At 47.7% G+C, this 19398-nt stretch carries 14 protein-coding genes and 1 tRNA gene; 9 read left to right on the forward strand and 6 right to left on the reverse strand.

Translation table 11 applies throughout. From position 1 onward, the window contains the following. The first annotated feature begins 20 nt into the window (after positions 1–20). The 5 genes from M3080_RS03850 to M3080_RS03870 all read left to right on the forward strand — a co-directional run bounded on the left by M3080_RS03850 (position 21) and on the right by M3080_RS03870 (position 5081). Entirely contained in the window at positions 21–962 is a 942-nt protein-coding gene (locus M3080_RS03850; RefSeq protein ID WP_249091975.1) for a Bug family tripartite tricarboxylate transporter substrate binding protein, read from the forward strand. A 6-nt stretch (positions 963–968) separates the two neighbouring features. Next, on the forward strand, positions 969–1430 hold the full coding sequence (locus M3080_RS03855) for a tripartite tricarboxylate transporter TctB family protein (protein WP_249091976.1): 462 nt from the start codon (positions 969–971) through the stop codon (positions 1428–1430). 2 nt (positions 1431–1432) lie between these two features. Continuing rightward, positions 1433–2944: a tripartite tricarboxylate transporter permease gene (locus tag M3080_RS03860; RefSeq protein WP_249091977.1), complete on the forward strand. Its 1512-nt coding sequence runs from the start codon at positions 1433–1435 to the stop codon at positions 2942–2944. A gap of 295 nt (positions 2945–3239) precedes the next feature. Further along, positions 3240–3833, forward strand: a complete 594-nt coding sequence (locus M3080_RS03865) for a hypothetical protein (RefSeq protein WP_249091978.1) — start codon at positions 3240–3242, stop codon at positions 3831–3833. Between the two features lie 36 nt (positions 3834–3869). Further along, complete coding sequence (locus M3080_RS03870; RefSeq protein ID WP_249091979.1) at positions 3870–5081, forward strand: MFS transporter; 1212 nt, start codon at positions 3870–3872, stop codon at positions 5079–5081. Here the strand turns inward: M3080_RS03870 and M3080_RS03875 are convergent. Together M3080_RS03875 and M3080_RS03880 are read right to left on the reverse strand one after the other, a co-directional pair. Further along, positions 5078–6370 (reverse strand): sensor histidine kinase, encoded by a 1293-nt coding sequence (locus tag M3080_RS03875; RefSeq protein WP_249091980.1) that lies wholly within the window; start codon positions 6368–6370, stop codon positions 5078–5080. The genes M3080_RS03870 and M3080_RS03875 overlap by 4 nt on opposite strands. 8 nt (positions 6371–6378) lie before the next feature. Next, a complete protein-coding gene (locus M3080_RS03880) occupies positions 6379–7050 on the reverse strand; it encodes a response regulator transcription factor (RefSeq protein ID WP_249091981.1) in 672 nt (223 codons plus the stop codon). Between the two features lie 181 nt (positions 7051–7231). On the opposite strand from M3080_RS03880, the gene M3080_RS03885 reads away from it, so the two are divergent. Then, entirely contained in the window at positions 7232–9571 is a 2340-nt protein-coding gene (locus tag M3080_RS03885) for a sulfatase-like hydrolase/transferase (RefSeq protein ID WP_249091982.1), read from the forward strand. Between the two features lie 61 nt (positions 9572–9632). Here M3080_RS03885 and M3080_RS03890 read toward each other — a convergent pair. The 4 genes from M3080_RS03890 to rfbB all read right to left on the reverse strand — a co-directional run bounded on the left by M3080_RS03890 (position 9633) and on the right by rfbB (position 14015). Beyond that, positions 9633–9709 (reverse strand) — tRNA-Val (locus M3080_RS03890). A 226-nt stretch (positions 9710–9935) separates the two neighbouring features. Continuing rightward, positions 9936–12305 (reverse strand): UvrD-helicase domain-containing protein, encoded by a 2370-nt coding sequence (locus tag M3080_RS03895; protein ID WP_249091983.1) that lies wholly within the window; start codon positions 12303–12305, stop codon positions 9936–9938. 64 nt (positions 12306–12369) lie between these two features. After that, positions 12370–12918: a dTDP-4-dehydrorhamnose 3,5-epimerase gene (rfbC, locus tag M3080_RS03900; protein ID WP_249091984.1), complete on the reverse strand. Its 549-nt coding sequence runs from the start codon at positions 12916–12918 to the stop codon at positions 12370–12372. Then, positions 12918–14015 carry a dTDP-glucose 4,6-dehydratase gene (rfbB, locus tag M3080_RS03905; RefSeq protein WP_249091985.1) on the reverse strand — a complete coding sequence of 366 codons (1098 nt, stop codon included), beginning with the start codon at positions 14013–14015 and terminating at the stop codon, positions 12918–12920. The genes rfbC and rfbB overlap by 1 nt, the downstream gene beginning before the upstream one ends. Positions 14016–14136: 121 nt before the next feature. Here rfbB and cuyB point away from each other — a divergent pair, with 121 nt between their 5' ends. From cuyB to feoB, 3 genes are all read left to right on the forward strand, one after another. Further along, complete coding sequence (gene cuyB, locus M3080_RS03910) at positions 14137–15558, forward strand: cysteate racemase (RefSeq protein ID WP_249091986.1); 1422 nt, start codon at positions 14137–14139, stop codon at positions 15556–15558. 64 nt (positions 15559–15622) lie between these two features. Beyond that, complete coding sequence (locus tag M3080_RS03915) at positions 15623–16516, forward strand: NAD(P)-dependent oxidoreductase (RefSeq protein WP_249091987.1); 894 nt, start codon at positions 15623–15625, stop codon at positions 16514–16516. Positions 16517–16857: 341 nt separating this feature from the next. Beyond that, positions 16858–19212, forward strand: coding sequence for a ferrous iron transport protein B (gene feoB, locus M3080_RS03920; protein ID WP_249091988.1), 2355 nt, complete (start codon positions 16858–16860; stop codon positions 19210–19212). Positions 19213–19398: the final 186 nt, after the last annotated feature.

Consider the following 19398-nt stretch of genomic DNA (forward strand, 5'->3'; position numbering starts at 1 on the left):
TAATTAAATCCTTTTTAAAGATGCTCAGTCGACGTTCATTTGCTCTGACACTAGCTGCTGCCGCCTTACCTGCTTGGGCAAAACCTAAGCAGATGAGGATTGTTGTACCTTATCCTGCGGGAGGCCCTCTTGACGCCTGCTCTAGGCTCCTAGCCGATAAACTCAAAACAAAATTAGGTCGGATCATTGTTGAAAACCGTCCGGGAGCCGCCGGCGCCCGTGGCATGTTGGAAGTTAAAAATGCCCAACCCAACGGACAGTCGCTTGTTGTCGGGGCACTGGCCACACTGGTGGTTAATCCGCTGATGTTTAATGACTTGCCCTATAGGCCTCAAGATTTTGAGACGGTTTGCCTTTTAAGCGATACCCCCAATGTCCTGATCATGACCCCGGCAACCATGAAAAAGCGGGGGATTAATTCAGCCGAAGACTTTATCGATTTTGTCAAAAAGCATCCCAATCAGCTCAATTGCGCCTCCGGCGGTACAGGATCGGCGGGTCATATTGCCAATGCCCTATTAAACACCAGAGGTCTTAAGACCGTTCATGTGCCCTATGCCGGCGCCATGGCCGCGCAGCTTTCATTGCTGTCGGCAGAAACAGACATCATGTTTGATAATTTCGCAAGCGCTCGCTCCGCTATTGAAGACGGTCGAGTCAGGGTGCTTGCGCAAACAAGCCGCACGGCGGATAAACGGATTCCAGCCCCCACGCTTTCTTCTTTAGGTATTGACTGCGATATATCCACTTGGTTTGGCCTAATGGCTCCGAAAGGGACGCCAACCGAAATCCGAGAAAACCTATTTAAAGAAATTTGTTTAACTCTTGAGTCAAACGAAACTATGCATACGTTTGAAAGACTATCGGGGGGAGCGAAGCTTTTGGGGCCGCAAGAATTTAACGAATGGATTCAAAACGAACAGGTAAAATATCGCTCGTTTCTCAGTGCGTTGAAAATCTAACTATTCATGCTTCATGCTCGATTGGCCCGCGACACAGTGGGTGGACTTTTTTTTGCCGCTATTGGCCTGGCTTTCGTATTGGGTTCAAACCATTTACCCATGGGAGAGGCCGCCCGCATGGCGTCCGGTTACTTCCCCCGCCTTTTAGGTTATTGCCTCATTTTTATCGGCTTAGTGATCAGTATCCGAGGAACTTTTTCTGAAAAAAAGTCTCATGAAATCATTTATCGCTTTGCTCTGAAAAAAGTCTTTTTAATTGGCATAGCTCTTCTAGCCTTTGCCTTTTTGCTTGAACCCGCGGGGCTTTGGATTGCCCTATCCGTTTTGGTTTTTATTTCTTCATTTGCTTCCGAGCAAAGAAGCATTCGTGAGGCGCTGATTCTGACTGTCGTTGTTGACCTTCTGGTAACGGCTGTTTTTGTCGGTGCAATCGGTCTTGAAATCAACCTATTGCCAGCGTGGGAGTGATCATGACCGATCTCTTTACCAATCTTGCCTTAGGCTTTCAAAGCGCACTCACCATTGCCAATATCGGCTATTGTTTCGTGGGCGTATTGATCGGGACACTCGTAGGAGTATTGCCGGGATTAGGACCGGTTGCCACACTCGCGCTTTTACTTCCGCTAACCTATGCGCTTGATCCGACCGCGGCCGTCATCATGCTTGCCGGCATCTACTACGGCAGCCAATACGGAGGATCAACCACGGCCATTTTGATGAACATACCGGGCGAAGCGGCTTCGCTTGTCACCTGTATTGACGGCTATAAGCTCGCCCGTAAAGGCCACGCCGGCAGTGCTTTAGGGATTGCCGCTGTCGCAAGCTTCATCGCAGGCACCGTGGCCACACTTTTAATCGCCCTTGCCAGCCCCGTTTTATCTGAAGTGGCTCTTTACTTCGGCGCCACTGAGTATTTCAGTCTGATGGTCTTGGGGCTTGTCGGAGCCGTTGCCCTTTCAAACGGCGACATTTTAAAAGCAATCGCCATGGTCATTGTCGGACTGTTGCTCGGATTGGTCGGCACGGACATCAATACGGGTGAATTGCGTTTTACGCTCGAGACCCTCACGCTTCAAGACGGCATCGATTTTGCCGTCATTTCCATGGGCTTTTACGGCGTCGCAGAAATCCTTAAAAACCTCCAGGCGATTGTCGGATCTGGCTCTTACAGCACCATTGCGGTTAAGTCTCCGTGGCCGCAGAAAAAGGACTTTACTCAAAGTCAAGGAGCCATTGCGCGAGGCACCTTTTTAGGCAGCATCATGGGATTGCTCCCGGGGGGCGGAGCCATGCTCTCTTCGTTTGCCTCCTACACACTAGAAAAACGAATAAAAATTGAAAACGAAACACCGGTCGGCGAAGGCAACATCCGGGCCGTTGCCGGCCCTGAGGCCGCCAACAACGCGGGCGCTCAAACCAGCTTCATCCCGATGCTCACTTTGGGCATTCCATCCAACGCCGTGATGGCACTCTTGATGGGAGCTCTTATCATTCAAAACATCACCCCGGGCCCCCAAGTCATCCACACCAATCCCGACCTTTTCTGGGGGCTGATTGTCTCCATGTGGATCGGCAACCTTTTTTTAGTGATTTTAAATTTGCCTTTGGCCGGCCTTTGGGTACAGATTTTAAAAGTCCCCTACCGCTTCCTTTTCCCTGCCATTTTGGCTATCTGCGCGGTGGGTGTCTATTCCATCAACTACAACAACTACGACATCGTGCTCATGGCCGCTTTTTCCCTGTTGGGATATATCTTCTATCAGCTTCGCTGTGAACCCGCGCCGTTGATCCTGGGTTTTGTTTTGGGACCAATGATGGAAGAGAATTTACGCCGCGCAATGCTTCTTTCCAGAGGAGACGCGACAGTATTTTTCACGAGTCCCATTTCCGCTCTCTTACTCATCATGGCTTTTGCTCTGTTGGCCGTCACGCTTTTGCCAAAGTGGCAAAAAACAAGACAAGAGGCTTTTACTGAAGATTAAGAAACAGCATTAGTGTCAAAGTTAATAGCCCTAGTAACTGTACCGAGCAACAAAAAGGACCTGAAACTTTCTCGCCGGTTTTTACGATAAAAAACACTTAAATTCAATTAGTTGCCATGTTCTTTTAGATCTCTTATTGAAAGCGCCTCACTATATTTTCTATTAAGAGGTCTAGCCTTGAAGAACATTGCGTAACAATTATTTCCTGACTTTTTAACGCGATTTTTACCTGACCCGTTAAATAATGGCTTGCATAAAAATGATGGCTAGAGGTCAGAAGATGCAACAATCCCTAATGTCTTTTGTTATTCAAAACTTCCCTATTTTTTTCCGGGGAAATTGGCCTTTTTGGCGTTTCACGGTGATCCCGTTCTTTTTGTGGATGGCCTGTTATTGGATAGACGACTGCGACAATATTTTCCTCTTTTCGGAAAGCATTGACAGCGTTATTTTGTGGGCAGGCTTTCTTTTGGCTTTTGCTGATATCTGCGCTTCCTGTTGGTGTTCTGTCAATGCTGAACGCGACATTCCTTTTGTTCAGGTTAATTGCACGGATACATTTCGATCCATTTATGCGCTACTTGCCATGAGTGTTGGATTATTGGCAAAATGGATCGGTTTTGGCGTCAATGCCATCTACCTCCCGATTGTTTTATTCTTTTTCTTTTGGGATACACGGCCAAAGAAGTCTATTCAATACTTCATTGCAAGTCTCGTTCTTGTCGTGCTGAGCCTACTTATTAATGGTGACATGCTTCAAAGCCATCTTTGGTTCATCGCCACCGAGGACTGGTTATTCATGTGGCTCATCGCTTCCATCAGCTACGCCATTTTCAGAAACCTTGCCTTCATTATTTCGACGCATTTTTCAACTAAATCAATATGTTGATCAGCGCTACAATCCAAGAAGGAGTGCGTTATCAAGATGTTTATTTTTCATCGTTTCCGTTTGAATAAACAGTCCGACTCTGGCATTCCTCGAACCGTTTGGGTTTTGGGCTTTGTCAGTCTGCTTATGGATATTTCTTCTGAAATGATCCATGCGCTTTTGCCGCTTTTTATGTCCACGACACTGGGAGCCAGTGCCGTATGGATCGGTCTGACCGAGGGGGTCGGTGAATCTGCGGCGTTGATCAGTAAAGTTTTTTCCGGTGTCATTGCTGACACGTTTGGTAAGAAAAAATGGTTGGTATTTACCGGTTACGCCTTGGGAGTTCTCTCAAAGCCTTTCTTCGCACTGGCGACTTGTATGCCAGTCGTATTTGCGGCACGATTTTTTGACCGAATCGGCAAAGGCATACGTGGTGCGCCGCGAGACGCTATAGTGGCCGAAGTCACTGCGGAATCTGTCAGAGGCGCAGCTTACGGGCTACGTCAATCCTTGGATGCTGCCGGTGCTTTTATCGGTCCCGCTCTGGCTACAATCCTTTTGATGTTTTTCACGGAAAATTACCGAACCGTTTTCTGGCTTGCCTTAATTCCGGGACTCTGTTGCCTAGCGCTCATTCTGTTCGGTGTAGAAAACGTTGAAACAGAAAAGCAATACGTTAAAGAACCACTCAAATTTAAAGCCTTTTTTCTACAGACTTCCTTAGCTTTTAAGTGCTTATTAGTCATAGGAGTCGTTTTTTCCCTGGCTCGCTTTTCAAACGCTTTTATGATTTTAAGAGCGGCTGATAGTGGTGTACCCGCGGCTCTCGTTCCGCTCATATTGGTCGGAAGCAATCTTGTGTTTGCCGCCTCGAGCTATCCACTGGGCAAACTGGCCGATCGCATCCCGTCGTCAAAACTTCTGGCTTTAGGTCTTCTCTTTCTGATCGCCTCAGACTGTGTCTTCGCGCTGTGGCAAACACCTTATGCGGTTGCCGTCGGCGTCGCGCTTTTTGGATTACACTTGGGCGCATCACAAGGTATTTTCTCCATGATGGTCGCTAAGCTTGCTCCGGGCGCATTCAAAGCGACCGCCTTCGGTGTTTTTAACTTTCTGTCCGGCTTGGCAACTTTAATGGCCGGACTTCTTGCGGGCTTTCTTTGGGAACTGTATAGCCCGGCTTACACTTTTGCCGCCGGAGCCATTTTCGCGCTTCTTTCACTTCTGCTACTGACCGTTTTAATGCGAAGGCATCTCATCGGTTAACGACCCTGATCGACTCGTTCCACCTGCTTTCCGGTCAAGAGCACGATTTTGAAGCACGACCCTTGTGACCTGAGGGACATTAACTCAACCGTCCAGCCAAAGCGGTCACACAACCGCTTAACAATGGATAAGCCCATGCCGCTACCTTGCTGCTGATCGGTTGCCCGTGTATGCGGACTGAAGATACGATCTTTATTTTCAGAATCGATGCCGGGGCCCGTATCCTGCACCTCAAACCCTGTGGCCGTTTCCGTCACCTTCACGCACCCTTCTGAGGTATACAAAATGGCGTTCTTAATTAAATTGCCGGCTAGGGCACCGATCACAACCGGCGAATAAAATCCCGGGCAATTGTCGTTGACTTCAAAAGTCAATTCCAACCCTTTGGCTTTTGCATTAGGGCGGTAGTACTCGACTATCGAATTTAACGTATCGTGAACCGTATCACTTTCCTGAATCTCGAAAGAGGTGTTACGGGCAAGATTTAAGAAAATATTCAAGAGATCTTGAAGCGACTGGCAAGATCCCAAAATTCTTTTTAATAACTCATCGCGCTTTGCTTCACCGACGTTGGCGCCCTTCATATGCAGTAATTCTGCACTGGTTTGGATAATCGTCAGCGGTGTGCGAAGCTCGTGACTGATATCTGCGGTAAAAAGTCGTTCCCGTAACAGCGCTTCGTGAAATCGTTTTAAAGCATTATCACAAATTCGGGCAAGTTCCCCGACTTCGTCATCGGCAAAATCCGCTTGCAGCGGGTGATATGTACGAGTTGCCGCAATTGTTCGCACTTGCGCGGACAGATCATGTACCGGTTTGATCACACGACGGCTCACCCACCACCAAGCGAAAAACGACCCTAAGGTTAAAACCAACGTACTGCATATTAAAATGACAACGTTATAAATCTGTTCACTTCGTTCGAAGTCATACTGATCTCGCATCAGTATGTAAGAATACTGACCGAGCTGCAGCCTATAAACGAATGAAGACTCGTCATTGACAAATTCCGTAAAACCTTCCGGGACATGGGCGAAGGCTGCCGGGATGGGATCAAGCCGTGGGTCATCGCTGAATATTTTCATCGACGGCGGCAATTGCAACTCTTCGTGGGAATTGAGCTCCTGCACACTCATTTCAAGCTCTTCGCGAAGCATTTCACTCACGAGATTATTTTCCATGAATTCGGTCGACTGCATCATCGCCACCGAATAGATTCCCACAATTAATAAAAGCTGAAGGGCAAATCCCAAGAAAATTCGCTGTGCCAACCCGAACGATTTATGCATTTTGCGCCTCATTCATTAATGGACCAACCTAAGCCCGGATGCGTGTGAATCAATTTTTTATCATAGGCTTTGTCAATTGCTTGGCGTAGGAGATAGATGTTGGCTCTCAAGCTATCTGAGTCCGGCGCGCCCCCACCCCAAACTTGAGCTTCAAGGCGGTTTCGGCTCACGATAGCCGGGCTTCTTAGCATCAGTTCTTTCAAGATGGTTAAACCGGTCGGATTCAATTTAATCGGTTTACCACCACGGCAGACTTGTGTTGTTGAGAGATCAAAAACCAGATCTCCGACTTTAAGTTTCATCGTGTTATCACCATAGGCACGGCGAATAAGCGCCTGAACCCGGGCATTCAATTCACGCAACGAAAAAGGCTTAATCAGGTAATCATCGGCTCCAACTCCAAGACCATTTACCCGATCATCAATACTGTCACGCGCCGTTAACATCAAGATCGGTGTTTTATCACCGTTCGCACGCAACGTTTTACAAACAGACAAGCCGTCTATGTCCGGCAACCCAATATCAAGAACACAGACGGCGTAGGATTTTTGGCTCATCCTATCCAAAGCCTGCCTACCATTGACCGCCGTTTCGACCGACATGTCGTTCATCTCAAGGTAGTCACGAACATTACAAAGGATATCCGTATTGTCATCAACTACTAAAACAATCGGGTTCATCTCAACCCCTTCCATACGATTTCGATTCTCAATACAGTCTGCACGTTAGACGTACGACTTTCAATTTCAAACCGCTCAATCTTGATACCCATCAAGTATTTTGACACTTCTTTCACATCGCTTTGACGCGCTTTTAGCTATCCGGAATGGATACTGCAAGCATCTGAAATGTTGCTTGGAGATGAATATTTTGCAAAGCGAAAACAGAAACAGTTTTTCTCTCTGGATCGGGATTTTTTTACCTCTGTGGTGCCTGAGTCTTTTGATTTTATTCCCACCCCAGTCTTTGGATATAGCCATCAGTGGTTTATTTTTTGACGGACAAGGGTGGCCGTTGAAAAATAATTTTTTCTTTACCGTTTTATACAAATCGAGCAAAATCATTCCCGTTGCCGTTGCTTTGGCTTCAGTGTACGTTCTAGCGAAAAATCTGATCGCCTATCGTAGGGGTCTGCCGACAGATTCTTTTCGGACTTATCGCTCGCTTTACGTGCTGATCGCCATGCTGGCCTGTGTTTTAGTGGTTTGGTGGTTAAAGGCTAGCACCGGAGTTTTTTGTCCTTGGTCTGTTTCTTATTTTTCCGGAGAGCATGCTTTGCGTGAGCCGACTTGGTCTTGGGTCTTTCAAGACGGTCACTGCTGGCCTTCGGGACACTCCGGAACCGGTTTTTGTCTTTTTGCCCTATTTTTTGCATTAAGAGACAAGTATCCACAATTGGCCCGAAAAATACTGGCGGCCGTTCTTTTATTCGGAGCCATTTGTTCTTTGACCCGCATCACACAAGGCGCGCATTTTCTCTCCCACACCCTGGCCACTGCTCTCATTGACTGGATAATCTGCGCCGCTCTTTATGTACTTTGTTTTGATCGCCCAAACATTCTGCGGCGCCTTTTCACCTTACCTGGCAAAATCGCCTTCAATCATTTTTTATTTTTAACGGCTCTCTTTTGGACAGTCTGCTTTAACGCTCCCATCGTGAGCTCAATCCTAAATGGCGCATCCGTCAATAAAGATCATCTGTTACCGACACTTATTCTAGCCTTAGCTGTCAGTGTCGCCGTTTATTTCCTTTCAATGACGGTAATTGCCCTGCTCGGACTGCTGCCGCGGATAATTTTCAAAGGGCTGATGGTCTTGCTGACTCTGTTGGGAGCGACTTCACTGATCGTTTGGCTCTACTATGGCATTGCCATGACGCCGGACATGATCAGAAATTTTTTAGCCACAGACTTTCGTGAGGCAAGCGGTTACTGGTCCCCATCATTGGCCATCAACTTCATTTTTATTACTCTACCCGGACTGTTTCTAATTAATAGACTTCGTTCTTCGAGACGTCCGGAATCCAAACTGAAAAGAATCGGTGTATGTGTTGTCACGCTTTTATGCGGAGTCTTTGTACTTTTTCTGCAGCTTCAACCTTTTTCCGCCCTTATGAGGGGAGATAAAAGCCTGAGGTACTTATTTGCCCCCGTCAACATTGTGTACTCGACAAGCAGCACCCTGCTTAGAGATCAAAATCCGGAAAAAGCACAGAAAGTGATTGTTGACGCATCCCCGAAAGCTATTTTCACGTCTGATAAGCCGACCCTGTTCGTTGTTCTGATCGGTGAGACAGCCCGCTCTGCCAACTGGCAGTTGGCAAGCTACAAAAAACCGACCAATCCTGAGTTGTCAAAACTCAATATCATCAATATCCCCAAAGTTCAGGCTTGCGGCACCAGCACTGATGTTTCTCTGCCCTGCATGTTAAGCCGCGTCGGACGTCGGGATTACGACAGAAAAAGAATTCTCACCGAAGAGTCACTGCCTTCTTTGCTATACCGCGCGGGCTTTTCTGTTACGTGGATCGACAATCAATCCGGCTGCAAAGGAACGTGCGATGGTGTTCGCGTCATCAAACCCACTCCGGATCCTCTTTACTGCCATGCAGGCGCCTGCATGGACGGTGTATTCAACCGTTCGATTGACGAGGCTTTCGATGCCCTAAACACTCAAAGCCACGCCGTACTGTTTTTACACATGATGGGTTCGCATGGCCCCGCTTACTATAAGCGCTCCACCGAGTCCGAAAAAGTATTCGGCAAAGAATGCACCGATCCAACCTTTAAGAGCTGCTCAAAGGAGAGCATTCGGGCGGCCTACGACTCCAGCATTCGCTACACCGACCGTGTTGTCGCGGAATTGATCCGCAAATTACAGAATAGAACGGATATCAACACCGCCTTAATCTACCTATCTGATCACGGAGAAAGCTTGGGCGAAAACGGTCTATACCTTCATGGAGCCCCATACTACATCGCACCAGACGAACAAAAAATCGTACCGATGGTGATGTGGTTTTCAGAGCCATTTAAGAAAAACTACACCATTGATACACGGGTGATTGAAGAAAATAGCCACAAGCCCGTCACACACGACCACCTTTATCACACCATTTTGGGGCTATTGAATGTCCGCTCCAACACTTATGACTCCCAATGGGACTTAAGTGCTAACCATGCGAAACTAAGGGCAAATTAGGAAAGCGCGGACTAGAAACAGAAAAAGGAACCTGAAATCCAGATTCCTTTTTCAAAAATTTTGGTAGGCACGATTGGACTCGAACCAACGACCCCCACCATGTCAAGGTGATGCTCTAACCAACTGAGCTACGTGCCTGTTGCGAGTTGCGTATATTATCAGAGGTTTTTTCGGTTTGCAAGAGGCTATGTTAAAAAATTTACTTAAACAAGAAAAAATTGGAGCAATCCAGTCAGGCGTTTTTATCGCAACACAAAAAATACGCCGATTACTCCAAAAAATTGGTCGGACTTTTCCCAGAAAATATGTAATCGATCAACAACGAAAAAGGGAGGATTTTTTCCTCCCCAAGTCTTGTCAGAATTTAGAGTTTAGTTAATTTAGCCAGAGACAAAAGCAGCTCTTTAGTTCCGACATCATCAAACTGCACACGGATGCGCGCATCGTCTCCCAAACCTGTCAGGCCCACTACAGAACCTTCTCCGAAACGGGCGTGACGAACGCGATTGCCAATGGAAAACCCTTTGAATTCTGCCTTCGCGACCATCTTCTTGACTGCAGGATCCATTTTGGCTCGTGCAAAACCGGTGGAACCCCCGTAAGAGCCGGCGCGCCCATACCCTGAAGAAGAACCAGAGCGACCGCCGTATCCTGCGGATGAACGAAAACCAGCCGAACGACCATAACGAGGTGATGAATAGCCCTCATTCCAACTTAAGGACTGATCCTCATCTTCGATAGCCACGGAACGTTTGCGATCGTAGAGGAATAGTAAATGCTCCTCATCAATTTCATTGATAAATTGACTGGGACCGGAATCCATGTATTGCCCTCTAAGCATTCTTGAAAGAGCAAAACTTAAGTGCAGATTTTTTCTCGCGCGGGTAATAGCCACGTACATTAAGCGGCGCTCTTCAGCAAGTCCCTTGGGGTCATTGGCGCTGTTTGCGTGCGGGAAAAGCCCATCTTCAACACCGGTAATAAACACAATGTCAAATTCAAGACCCTTGGCGGCGTGCACCGTCATCAGCTGCACGGCGTCTTCCCCTTTTTGCGCTTGGTTATCTCCTGCTTCTAACGCCGCATGAGACAAAAAGCCCGCCAATGAAGTCATCTCATCATCGGCGCCGTCGGCTTCCACTTCGTCGCTGCGCGCTTCAATGCTTATGCCTTCTTCCTTGAGGTAGGCCTGAGCCGCATTTTGCAGTTCTTCCAAGTTTTCAAGGCGCTCCTGCCCTTCACGGTCTTTTTTGTAATGATCATTTAGTCCTGAGCGATCCGTCACCGCCGCGATCATATCAGGCAGAGGCAAACACGAATACTCAAAGCGCATCGCATCAATAAGCTGCGTGAAGGCGCGAAGCTTGGTTCCCGCCGCGCCTTCAAGACTTTGCGTGGCCTCATAAAGACTTTCACTGGCTTCAATGGCTTTTTGCTGCAACGTTTCAATGCTCTTAGCGCCGATTCCACGCATCGGAAAATTCACCACACGCAAAAAGGCCGTGTCATCTTTCGGATTTTCAATCAAACGCAAATAGGCTAAAGCGTGTTTAATTTCGGCTCGATCAAAAAAGCGCAATCCTCCGTAAACCTTATAGGGGATACCCGCTCCCACAAGCGCCTGTTCAATCACGCGGCTTTGGGCATTGGATCGATACAAAATAGCGATTTCATGTTTTTTAACACCGCGCCCCACGGCCTCACGGATTTCCTGAACACAATACTGTGCCTCATCGCGATCATCGCTGGCACGAAACACTCGAATACGCTCACCGTCTCCGGAACTCGTCCAAAGGTCTTTACCCAAACGGTCATCATTGTGCGCAATCAATTCATTGGCGGCGTTGAGAATGTGACCGAAAGAGCGGTAATTTTGTTCAAGCTTAACGAGGTGACGGATCTGAAAATCCCTTTGAAAATCCATCATATTGCCGACGTTGGCTCCGCGGAAAGCATAAATGGATTGGTCATCGTCACCCACGGCAAAGACACAGTTGCCGTCAAATTCCCTGACACCGGCGGGTGAAAAACCACCAAGCAATTTAAGCCATTTGTACTGCAGACGGTTTGTATCCTGAAACTCATCGACCAAAATAAAACGGAAACGATCCTGATAATGCCTGCGGATCATTTCATTTCGAGCCAAAAGCTCATAACTTCTCAACAACAATTCGCCGAAATCCGCCACGCCCTCACGATTGCACTGCTCTTCGTAGAGTGCGTAGATCTTGGCCATATTTTCTTTTTTACCGAATTCCGCGGTCATGTCGCGCGCACGCAACCCCTCTTCTTTAGCGCTGGCGATATAGTTTTGCACGTCTTTAGGCGGATACTCATCAACGCTGATACCATGCGCCTTCATCAGTCGTTTAATCGCCGAGAGCTGATCGGTTTGATCCAGAATTTGGAATGTCTGTGGCAGGCCCGCTTCCTTAAAGTGGCGTCTGAGCATGCGGTTACAAAGACCATGAAATGTCCCCACCCACATACCACGAGTGTTCACGGGGATGGACGCCTGAATGCGAGTGAGCATTTCTTTTGCCGCTTTATTGGTGAAAGTCACGGCGAGAATTTCCAAGGGACTGGCCATTGACTGCTCAATAAGCCATGCAATTCGGGTTGTAAGCACGCGGGTTTTGCCCGATCCGGCGCCAGCCAGAATCAAGGCGCTCTCTGCTGGAAGCGTTACGGCTGCTTTCTGTTCAGGATTTAATTTATCGATAAAACTCACCATCTTTACTTCTCATTCAACAGGCAATGAAAAGGCAGTATTGTGCCAAAAAAAGAAAGGAAAATTCTCAAAAATTTTCGCTTTGACGCCAGGCAAAAAATGTTTGTGCCAATCGGTCTTTTTCGGAGACGGTCAAGGGACCGACATCAGGCCAATCAATGGCTAAATTAGTATCGTTATAAACAATGGCCGCCTCGTCTTCTGGATAATAAAAATCCGTGCAACGATACCAGACCCGAGCCACGTCAGATAGCGTCAGAAAACCATGGGCAAAGCCTTCCGGAATGTAGAGTTGGCTGAAATCTCTATCAGAGAGTGTTGTGGCAAACCACCGTCCAAATGTCTCAGATTCTTTCCTTAAGTCCAGCGCTACGTCATAAATCTCACCCTGAACAACAGTAATCAGCTTGCCCTGAGGATGTTTTTTTTGAAAATGCAGCCCTCTGAGCGTTCCTTTTTTAGAAACGGATAAATTATCTTGCACAAAGGTTAATTCCGGCCACAAATCTTCATAACGGGCCGCCTGCCAAACTTCGCAAAAAGTACCGCGGTTGTCCCGATGCAGATCGGGAAAAATTTTGAGTAAACCTTCAAACGCTGTTTTTTCAATTTTCATCACAACTTCCCATAACGTTTTACCCAATCCGGATACACACCGCTTTTAACGGAATCAAGCCAGGCATCATTTTCCAAATACCACTGCAGCGTTCGATGAAGACCTTCGATCAAGCGCACTTTCGGAGCAAATCCCAATTCACGCTCACTGTCCACGCTATCCATGGCATAACGGAAATCATGTCCGGGTCTGTCACTGACAAACGTGATGGCTTCCTCATGAGGCAATAAACCCGGGCAGGCTGAATCCATCAAAGTGCAAAGCGCACGAATCAGTTTGATGTTCGGTACCTCTTCACCGGTTCCTATGTTGTATGTGGCCCCTGCTCTGCCCTTTTTAACTATCTGCAAGAGAGCCGCCGCATGATCGGTCACATACATCCATTCGCGGATATTTTCTCCATTGCCGTATAGGGGTAAAGTCAAACCGCTTCGGGCTCGATCAATCATAAGCGGGATCAATTTCTCGGGAAATTGTCTTGGCCCGTAATTGTTACAGGCATGCTCCACAATGACCGGAAAGCCAAATGTTCGCCAATAACTGAGAGCAATCATTTCGCCTGCAGCTTTACTTGCCGCATAGGGGCTGCTTGGCCGATAGCGGCTCGTGAGGGCAAAAGGAGGATCGTTAGCCTGAAGAGATCCGTACACTTCATCGGTTGAAACATAGATAAAGCGGAAGGACTCTTTTCTTGCTCCTCGCATCGCCTTCCAATAGGTACGTGCCACTTCCAGCAACTTTTGTGTCGCCGTCACATTGTTTGCAATAAAAACCGAAGGATCGTCAATAGAACGATCAACGTGCGTTTGAGCTGCCAAGTGGACAATGGCGTTCGGTTTAAAACTTTTTATCGCCTCAAGCATTGCATCGGCATCGGCAACATCGGCCTGAAGAAACTTATGCGATTTATTTTGAAGTGCTTTTTCAAGATTGAGCAGGTTGCCGCAGTAGTCCAGTTTATCGACCGTTAAAACACTGTAGCCCGCTGCCAAAGCGGCGTCAACAAAGTGCGATCCGATGAAACCCGCCCCGCCTGTCACCAGTATTTTTTCTTTTTGCATCATGGCCTGCCTATCGCTTGCGTTACTTTTTGCCAACAAATTCTTTAATTGAACTGAACGGATTGTATTACACTTGATTGTAGCGAAGCGAGTAATTCCGACCGCAGGTTGGATTTTGTGCGCTTACTTTATTACGAGAAGTCTTGAGGAGCTGTCTATGACCCAAAAGAAAACACTAGGCATTCTGGCCGGCTTGAATCGCCGTGCCGCCATGGAAGTTAAAACACAACTGCTTGCTTTGGGAGATGATGATCTGAGTGTCGTCATGACCGAAGATAATTTCAAGATCGATCCTGATCCTGTTTTCGCTGTCAGCGACCGAAAGATTTTCATCTTCAATGAATCGGAACTTTTAGCTGACATGGGCGTGGACCTCATTTTGGTCCCCGACTTCAAGTGTGGCTCCTACATTCATGAAATCCAACGCGAAATTCAAACGCCGATTCTTGACATGAAGAGCGCCCTGATGAGCCAAATGGGCACCGAAATGCCCGTTATGGGTGTGCTTGATGCCGGCAATGCATCGGCTTGCGTTGACGGTGCTTGTGATCTCTCTAAGCAAATGAAGCTCGTCTTCCCCTCAGAAGAGGAAACGAAGGTGCTCGATGAGTTGCGCGAAAAGATTCGCGCTGAGGGTGCAAGCGATGAGGCGGCTCAAACACTGGCTCCTATTTGCCAGCATATGGTTGAAAAAGGAACCCAGGTCATCGTCCCCAACTGCACGCAATTTGCTTTGAATGCCGCTGCATTGGTGAAGATGGGCTTGCCCGTCATGAATGTCTTCGAAATGTTTGCCAAGGCCGCCTTGACCCACTGCACGAAGAAGCTTCCGAAGCCCTTTAAGCTTGGTCTTATCGGCGGTTTAGGACCGGCCGCAACGGTTGACCTTTACGACAAGATCGTCAAGGCAACGCCTGCCAAGAACGACCAAGAACACTTTAAGGTAGTGATTGAACAAAATCCGCAAATCGATGACCGCACGGCTTGCCTCTTAAATGGCGGTCCCGATCCTACAATCGCCATGTATAACTGCGCCAAGCGTTTACAAAAAGACGGCTGTGACTACATCATCATTCCGTGCAACACCGCTCACGCATTCTTGCCCAGATTGCTTCGCCACTTGGATGTCCCCTTCATCGATATGCAACAAACCATGCTCGATGAAATCCAAGCCAAGTTCGGCAAAGATGCACGCGTGGGCTTGATGGCCACAAGCGGTACGATTGCCACGGGTATCTATGGCAAGAAAGCCGCCAAGATGGATATGAAGATGTTCACGCCTGATGAAGAACATCAAAAGCGCGTGATGAGCGCCATTTATGGTCCGAAGGGTGCCAAGGCAGGCTACACCACCGGTGAATGCTATGACGACCTCTATAGCGCTGCCGAATACCTGGTGAAGACCTACGACTGCAACGTTTTGATTTTAGGTTGCACGGAATTGCCGTTGATTTTCCATGAAACGGATAATTTTGAAGTGGCCGGTAAGACCGTTGCCATCGTTGACCCGACAGCCACCCTTGCCCGCAAGTGCGTGCAGATCGCCGAGGCGACCATCAAGGAACGCGGTGTTCGTTAATCGTTAATCATTAGACAAAAGGCGCTTGAGAACTCTCAAGCGCTTTTCATATAGGGAGTCCGAGATGGACAAAGTTTATGAAGCATGTGATCCTAAAACCGTTGCTTTTATTGGATTAGGAACCATGGGTTATCCCATGGCGGGTCACCTTGCCCGTGCGGGTCACCGTGTCACGGTCTATAACCGAACAGCTCACAAAGCCCAAAAGTGGGCTTCGGAATATAACGGTCTTTGTGCCTCAACACCGAGAGAGGCCGCTGAAGATGCGGACTTTGTTTTCACCTGCGTGGGCAATGATGACGACCTTCGCAGCGTTGTCTTGGGAAAAGACGGCGCTTTTGCAGGCATGAAAGCCGGTGCGACTTTGGTGGACTGCACAACTGACAGTGCACAAGTTGCCCGTGAGTTGGCACAGAAAGCCCAAGAAATGGGTCTTGGGTTCATGGATGCTCCCGTCTCTGGCGGTCAAGCCGGAGCTGTCAACGGCGTACTCACCGTTATGTGCGGAGCTGAACAAGCCACTTTTGAGGCCGCTCGTCCCGTTATCATGGCCTTTGCCCAAGCGGTCACCCGCATCGGTGAAGTTGGTTGCGGACAATTAGCCAAAATGTGCAATCAAATCTGCATTGCCGGCATCGTTCAATCGCTGTCTGAATCCATTGCGTTCGGGTTAAATGCCGGTCTTGATATGAAACTAGTTTTGGAAGTGATCGGCAAAGGAGCCGCCCAAAGTTGGCAAATGGACAATAGAGGTGGCACGATGATCGATAACCAATTCAATTTTGGTTTTGCGATTGATTGGATGCGAAAAGATTTAGGGTTGTGTCTCGCGGAAGCTAAGAAAAACGGCTCTAGCTTGCCAACCGTGGCACTGATTGATCAGTTTTACGGTGAACTGCAAGCCAAAGGCGAAGGCAGAAGCGATACCTCCGTTCTCATTAAACGACTTCCTCATTAATCTTAGTGGCCGAGCGAGATAACTCGCTCGGTCTGCCTTTTCTTTAGATTAACTGAACATTTCTCCTCAATTACTTTATTAATCAATGCATTACAAAATTCTTTGAGTTAAATTCAGTTTTTCTATTGATTCAAATTCTTAATTTCCATTGATCATAATTTTGAATTTTCATTGATATTAATTTTTAATTTTCATTTAATGAAATTTTCAAATTTTAAAATATCGGTAAGTGATACAACCCCTGTTTCTCATTAGCACCTCTAGTCCGACTGCACTAAAATGCACGAACAAAATTTCGTACAACAAGACCGTACGAAAAAAAAAGCGAAAGAAAATAAAAGATGCCCGTTACCTTAAATGATCTTCCTATCGGCCAAAGCGCAACCGTTGAATCAGTCGGAGCAACTGGAGCCCTCCGTCAGCATTTCCTTGATATGGGTTTAATCCCCCAGGCAACGGTTACAATGGTCAAACGCGCCCCAATGGGCGACCCCATTGAAGTGAGAATTCGAAGCTACGAACTCACTCTTCGTGTCGCTGAAGCTCAAGCAATCACTATCACCGATATTCGGGATGAATTGCCTCAAAAAGAAACGCGAGCTGAAATTGAAGAAATCATGCACCCGGGCTATGGCGAAGGCGGTAAGTATCATGTCAAGGAACACGAGCACCCGCTTCCAGAAGGCGAAACCATCACTTTTGCTTTAGCCGGCAACCAAAATTGCGGGAAAACTACCCTTTTTAACCGCTTAACCGGCTCCAATCAGCATGTAGGCAATTTCCCGGGTGTCACGGTTGACCGAAAAGACGGTTGCATCATCGGCCACAATGAAACACTGGTGACGGACTTGCCGGGCATTTATTCTCTTTCACCTTACACAAACGAAGAAATCGTTTCGCGTGAATTTATTCTGAAGGAAAATCCTAAAGCCATCATCAATATTGTTGATGCGACCAATATTGAACGAAACCTCTATCTGACCATGCAGCTGATGGAGTTGGGCCGTCCCATGGTGCTCGCACTTAATATGATGGACGAGGTGTGGGCAAACGGAGGTTCGGTTCGTGTCAATGAGATGGAAGCGCTTCTTGGAATGCCGGTGGTGCCAATTTCTGCAAGCCGAGGCGAAGGCATTGAAGAATTAATTGACCACGCCTTGCACGTTGCCAAATTTCAAGAGCCTCCCGCGGTTCAGGATTTCTGCGACTCCAAAGATAATGGTGGTGCCGTGCACCGTTGTCTGCACAGCATCATGCATATCATTGAGGATCATGCACAAAAAGCCAATATTCCCCTTCGTTTTGCAGCTAGCAAAATTGCCGAGGGCGACACGCTCATCATTGATCAACTCGATTTAGACATCAATGAAAAACGAACCTTGGCCCACATTGTCAAGCAGATGGAAGCCGAACGCGGACTGGATCGCGCAGCCGCCATCGCCGACATGCGCTTTTCATTTATTGATAAGGTCTGTCGCCAAACGGTGGTAAAACCACGTGTGAGTCGTGAACACATTCGCAGCCTTCAAATCGATGAAGTGTTGACGGGCAAATACACAGCCATTCCTTCCTTCATTGCCATCATGGCTTTGGTTTTCTGGCTCACCTTTAATGTGATCGGTGTATGGCTCAATGATGCACTTGACTGGCTGATTGGGTGCGCCACGGATTATACGGATGCCCTGTTGACGACACTTCAGGTCAATGCCTCCATTCATTCACTGATTATTGATGCCATTTTCAATGGCGTGGGCAGTGTGCTCAGTTTCCTACCCACCATTGTGGTTCTCTTTTTCTTCCTTTCATTTTTGGAAGACAGCGGCTACATGGCCCGTGTTGCCTTCGTCATGGATACGCTTTTGAGAAAAATCGGACTGTCCGGACGAAGCATCGTGCCGATGCTGATCGGTTTCGGCTGCACCGTGCCTGGTGTGATGGCTAGCCGAACATTGCCTTCGGAGCGTGACCGCAAAATGACTATTTTGCTCACCCCCTTTATGAGCTGTTCAGCCAAATTGCCGATATACGCGTTTTTTGTCGCTGCGTTTTTCCCGGGAAACGGTGCCCTGATCATGATCGGTCTCTACCTTTTAGGAATTGCCGTGGCGATCCTTTTAGGCTTATTGATGAAAAACACCCTTTTCAAAGGTGAAGCGGTTCCGTTTGTCATGGAATTGCCGAACTACCGTATGCCGGGTGCAAAAAACGTCATGCTTTTGTTGTGGGATAAGGCAAAAGACTTTCTGCAACGAGCCTTTACCGTGATTTTTGTGGCCACCATTGTCATTTGGTTCTTGCAGACCTTTGATTTTCAACTCAATCCAGTGGAAGACTCTCAAACAAGTATTTTGGCGGTGGTTGCCGGTTGGATCTCCCCTGTTTTCGCTCCGTTGGGCTTTGATGACTGGAGAATCACCACTGCTCTAATCGGCGGCTTTATGGCCAAGGAAAGTGTCGTCAGTAGTCTTTCCGTACTTTTCGGTTCCACTGAGGCACTGACTGCTGCGCTCAGCGCTCTGACAGCTTTAACCCTTTTGGTATTTTGTCTGCTTTACACCCCTTGCGTAGCCTCCATTGCGACAATCAATCGTGAGCTGGGCGGTAAGTGGGCTATTGGTGTTGCCGTATTCCAGTGCGTTATCGCCTGGATTGTTGCCCTCATTGTCCGACTTCTCGGAATGATGCTAGGATATTAATTATTGAGAATCGTTCTTAAAAGGGATAATGATGAATGGCATCAGCTGGTTACTTTTGATTTTGATTTTACTTACGGTAGTGTGGGTAATCGTTTTCAAAATTAAAAACCGCGACGGAAGCGGCTGTGGCGGCTCCTGCTCATCCTGCGGCTCAACTTTAAAGAAAAAAGGCAACTGTAGCGGCTC

Origin of the sequence: Parasutterella secunda (genome assembly GCF_023336895.1) — a bacterium.
GTDB classification, from domain to species: domain Bacteria; phylum Pseudomonadota; class Gammaproteobacteria; order Burkholderiales; family Burkholderiaceae_F; genus Aphodousia; species Aphodousia faecalis.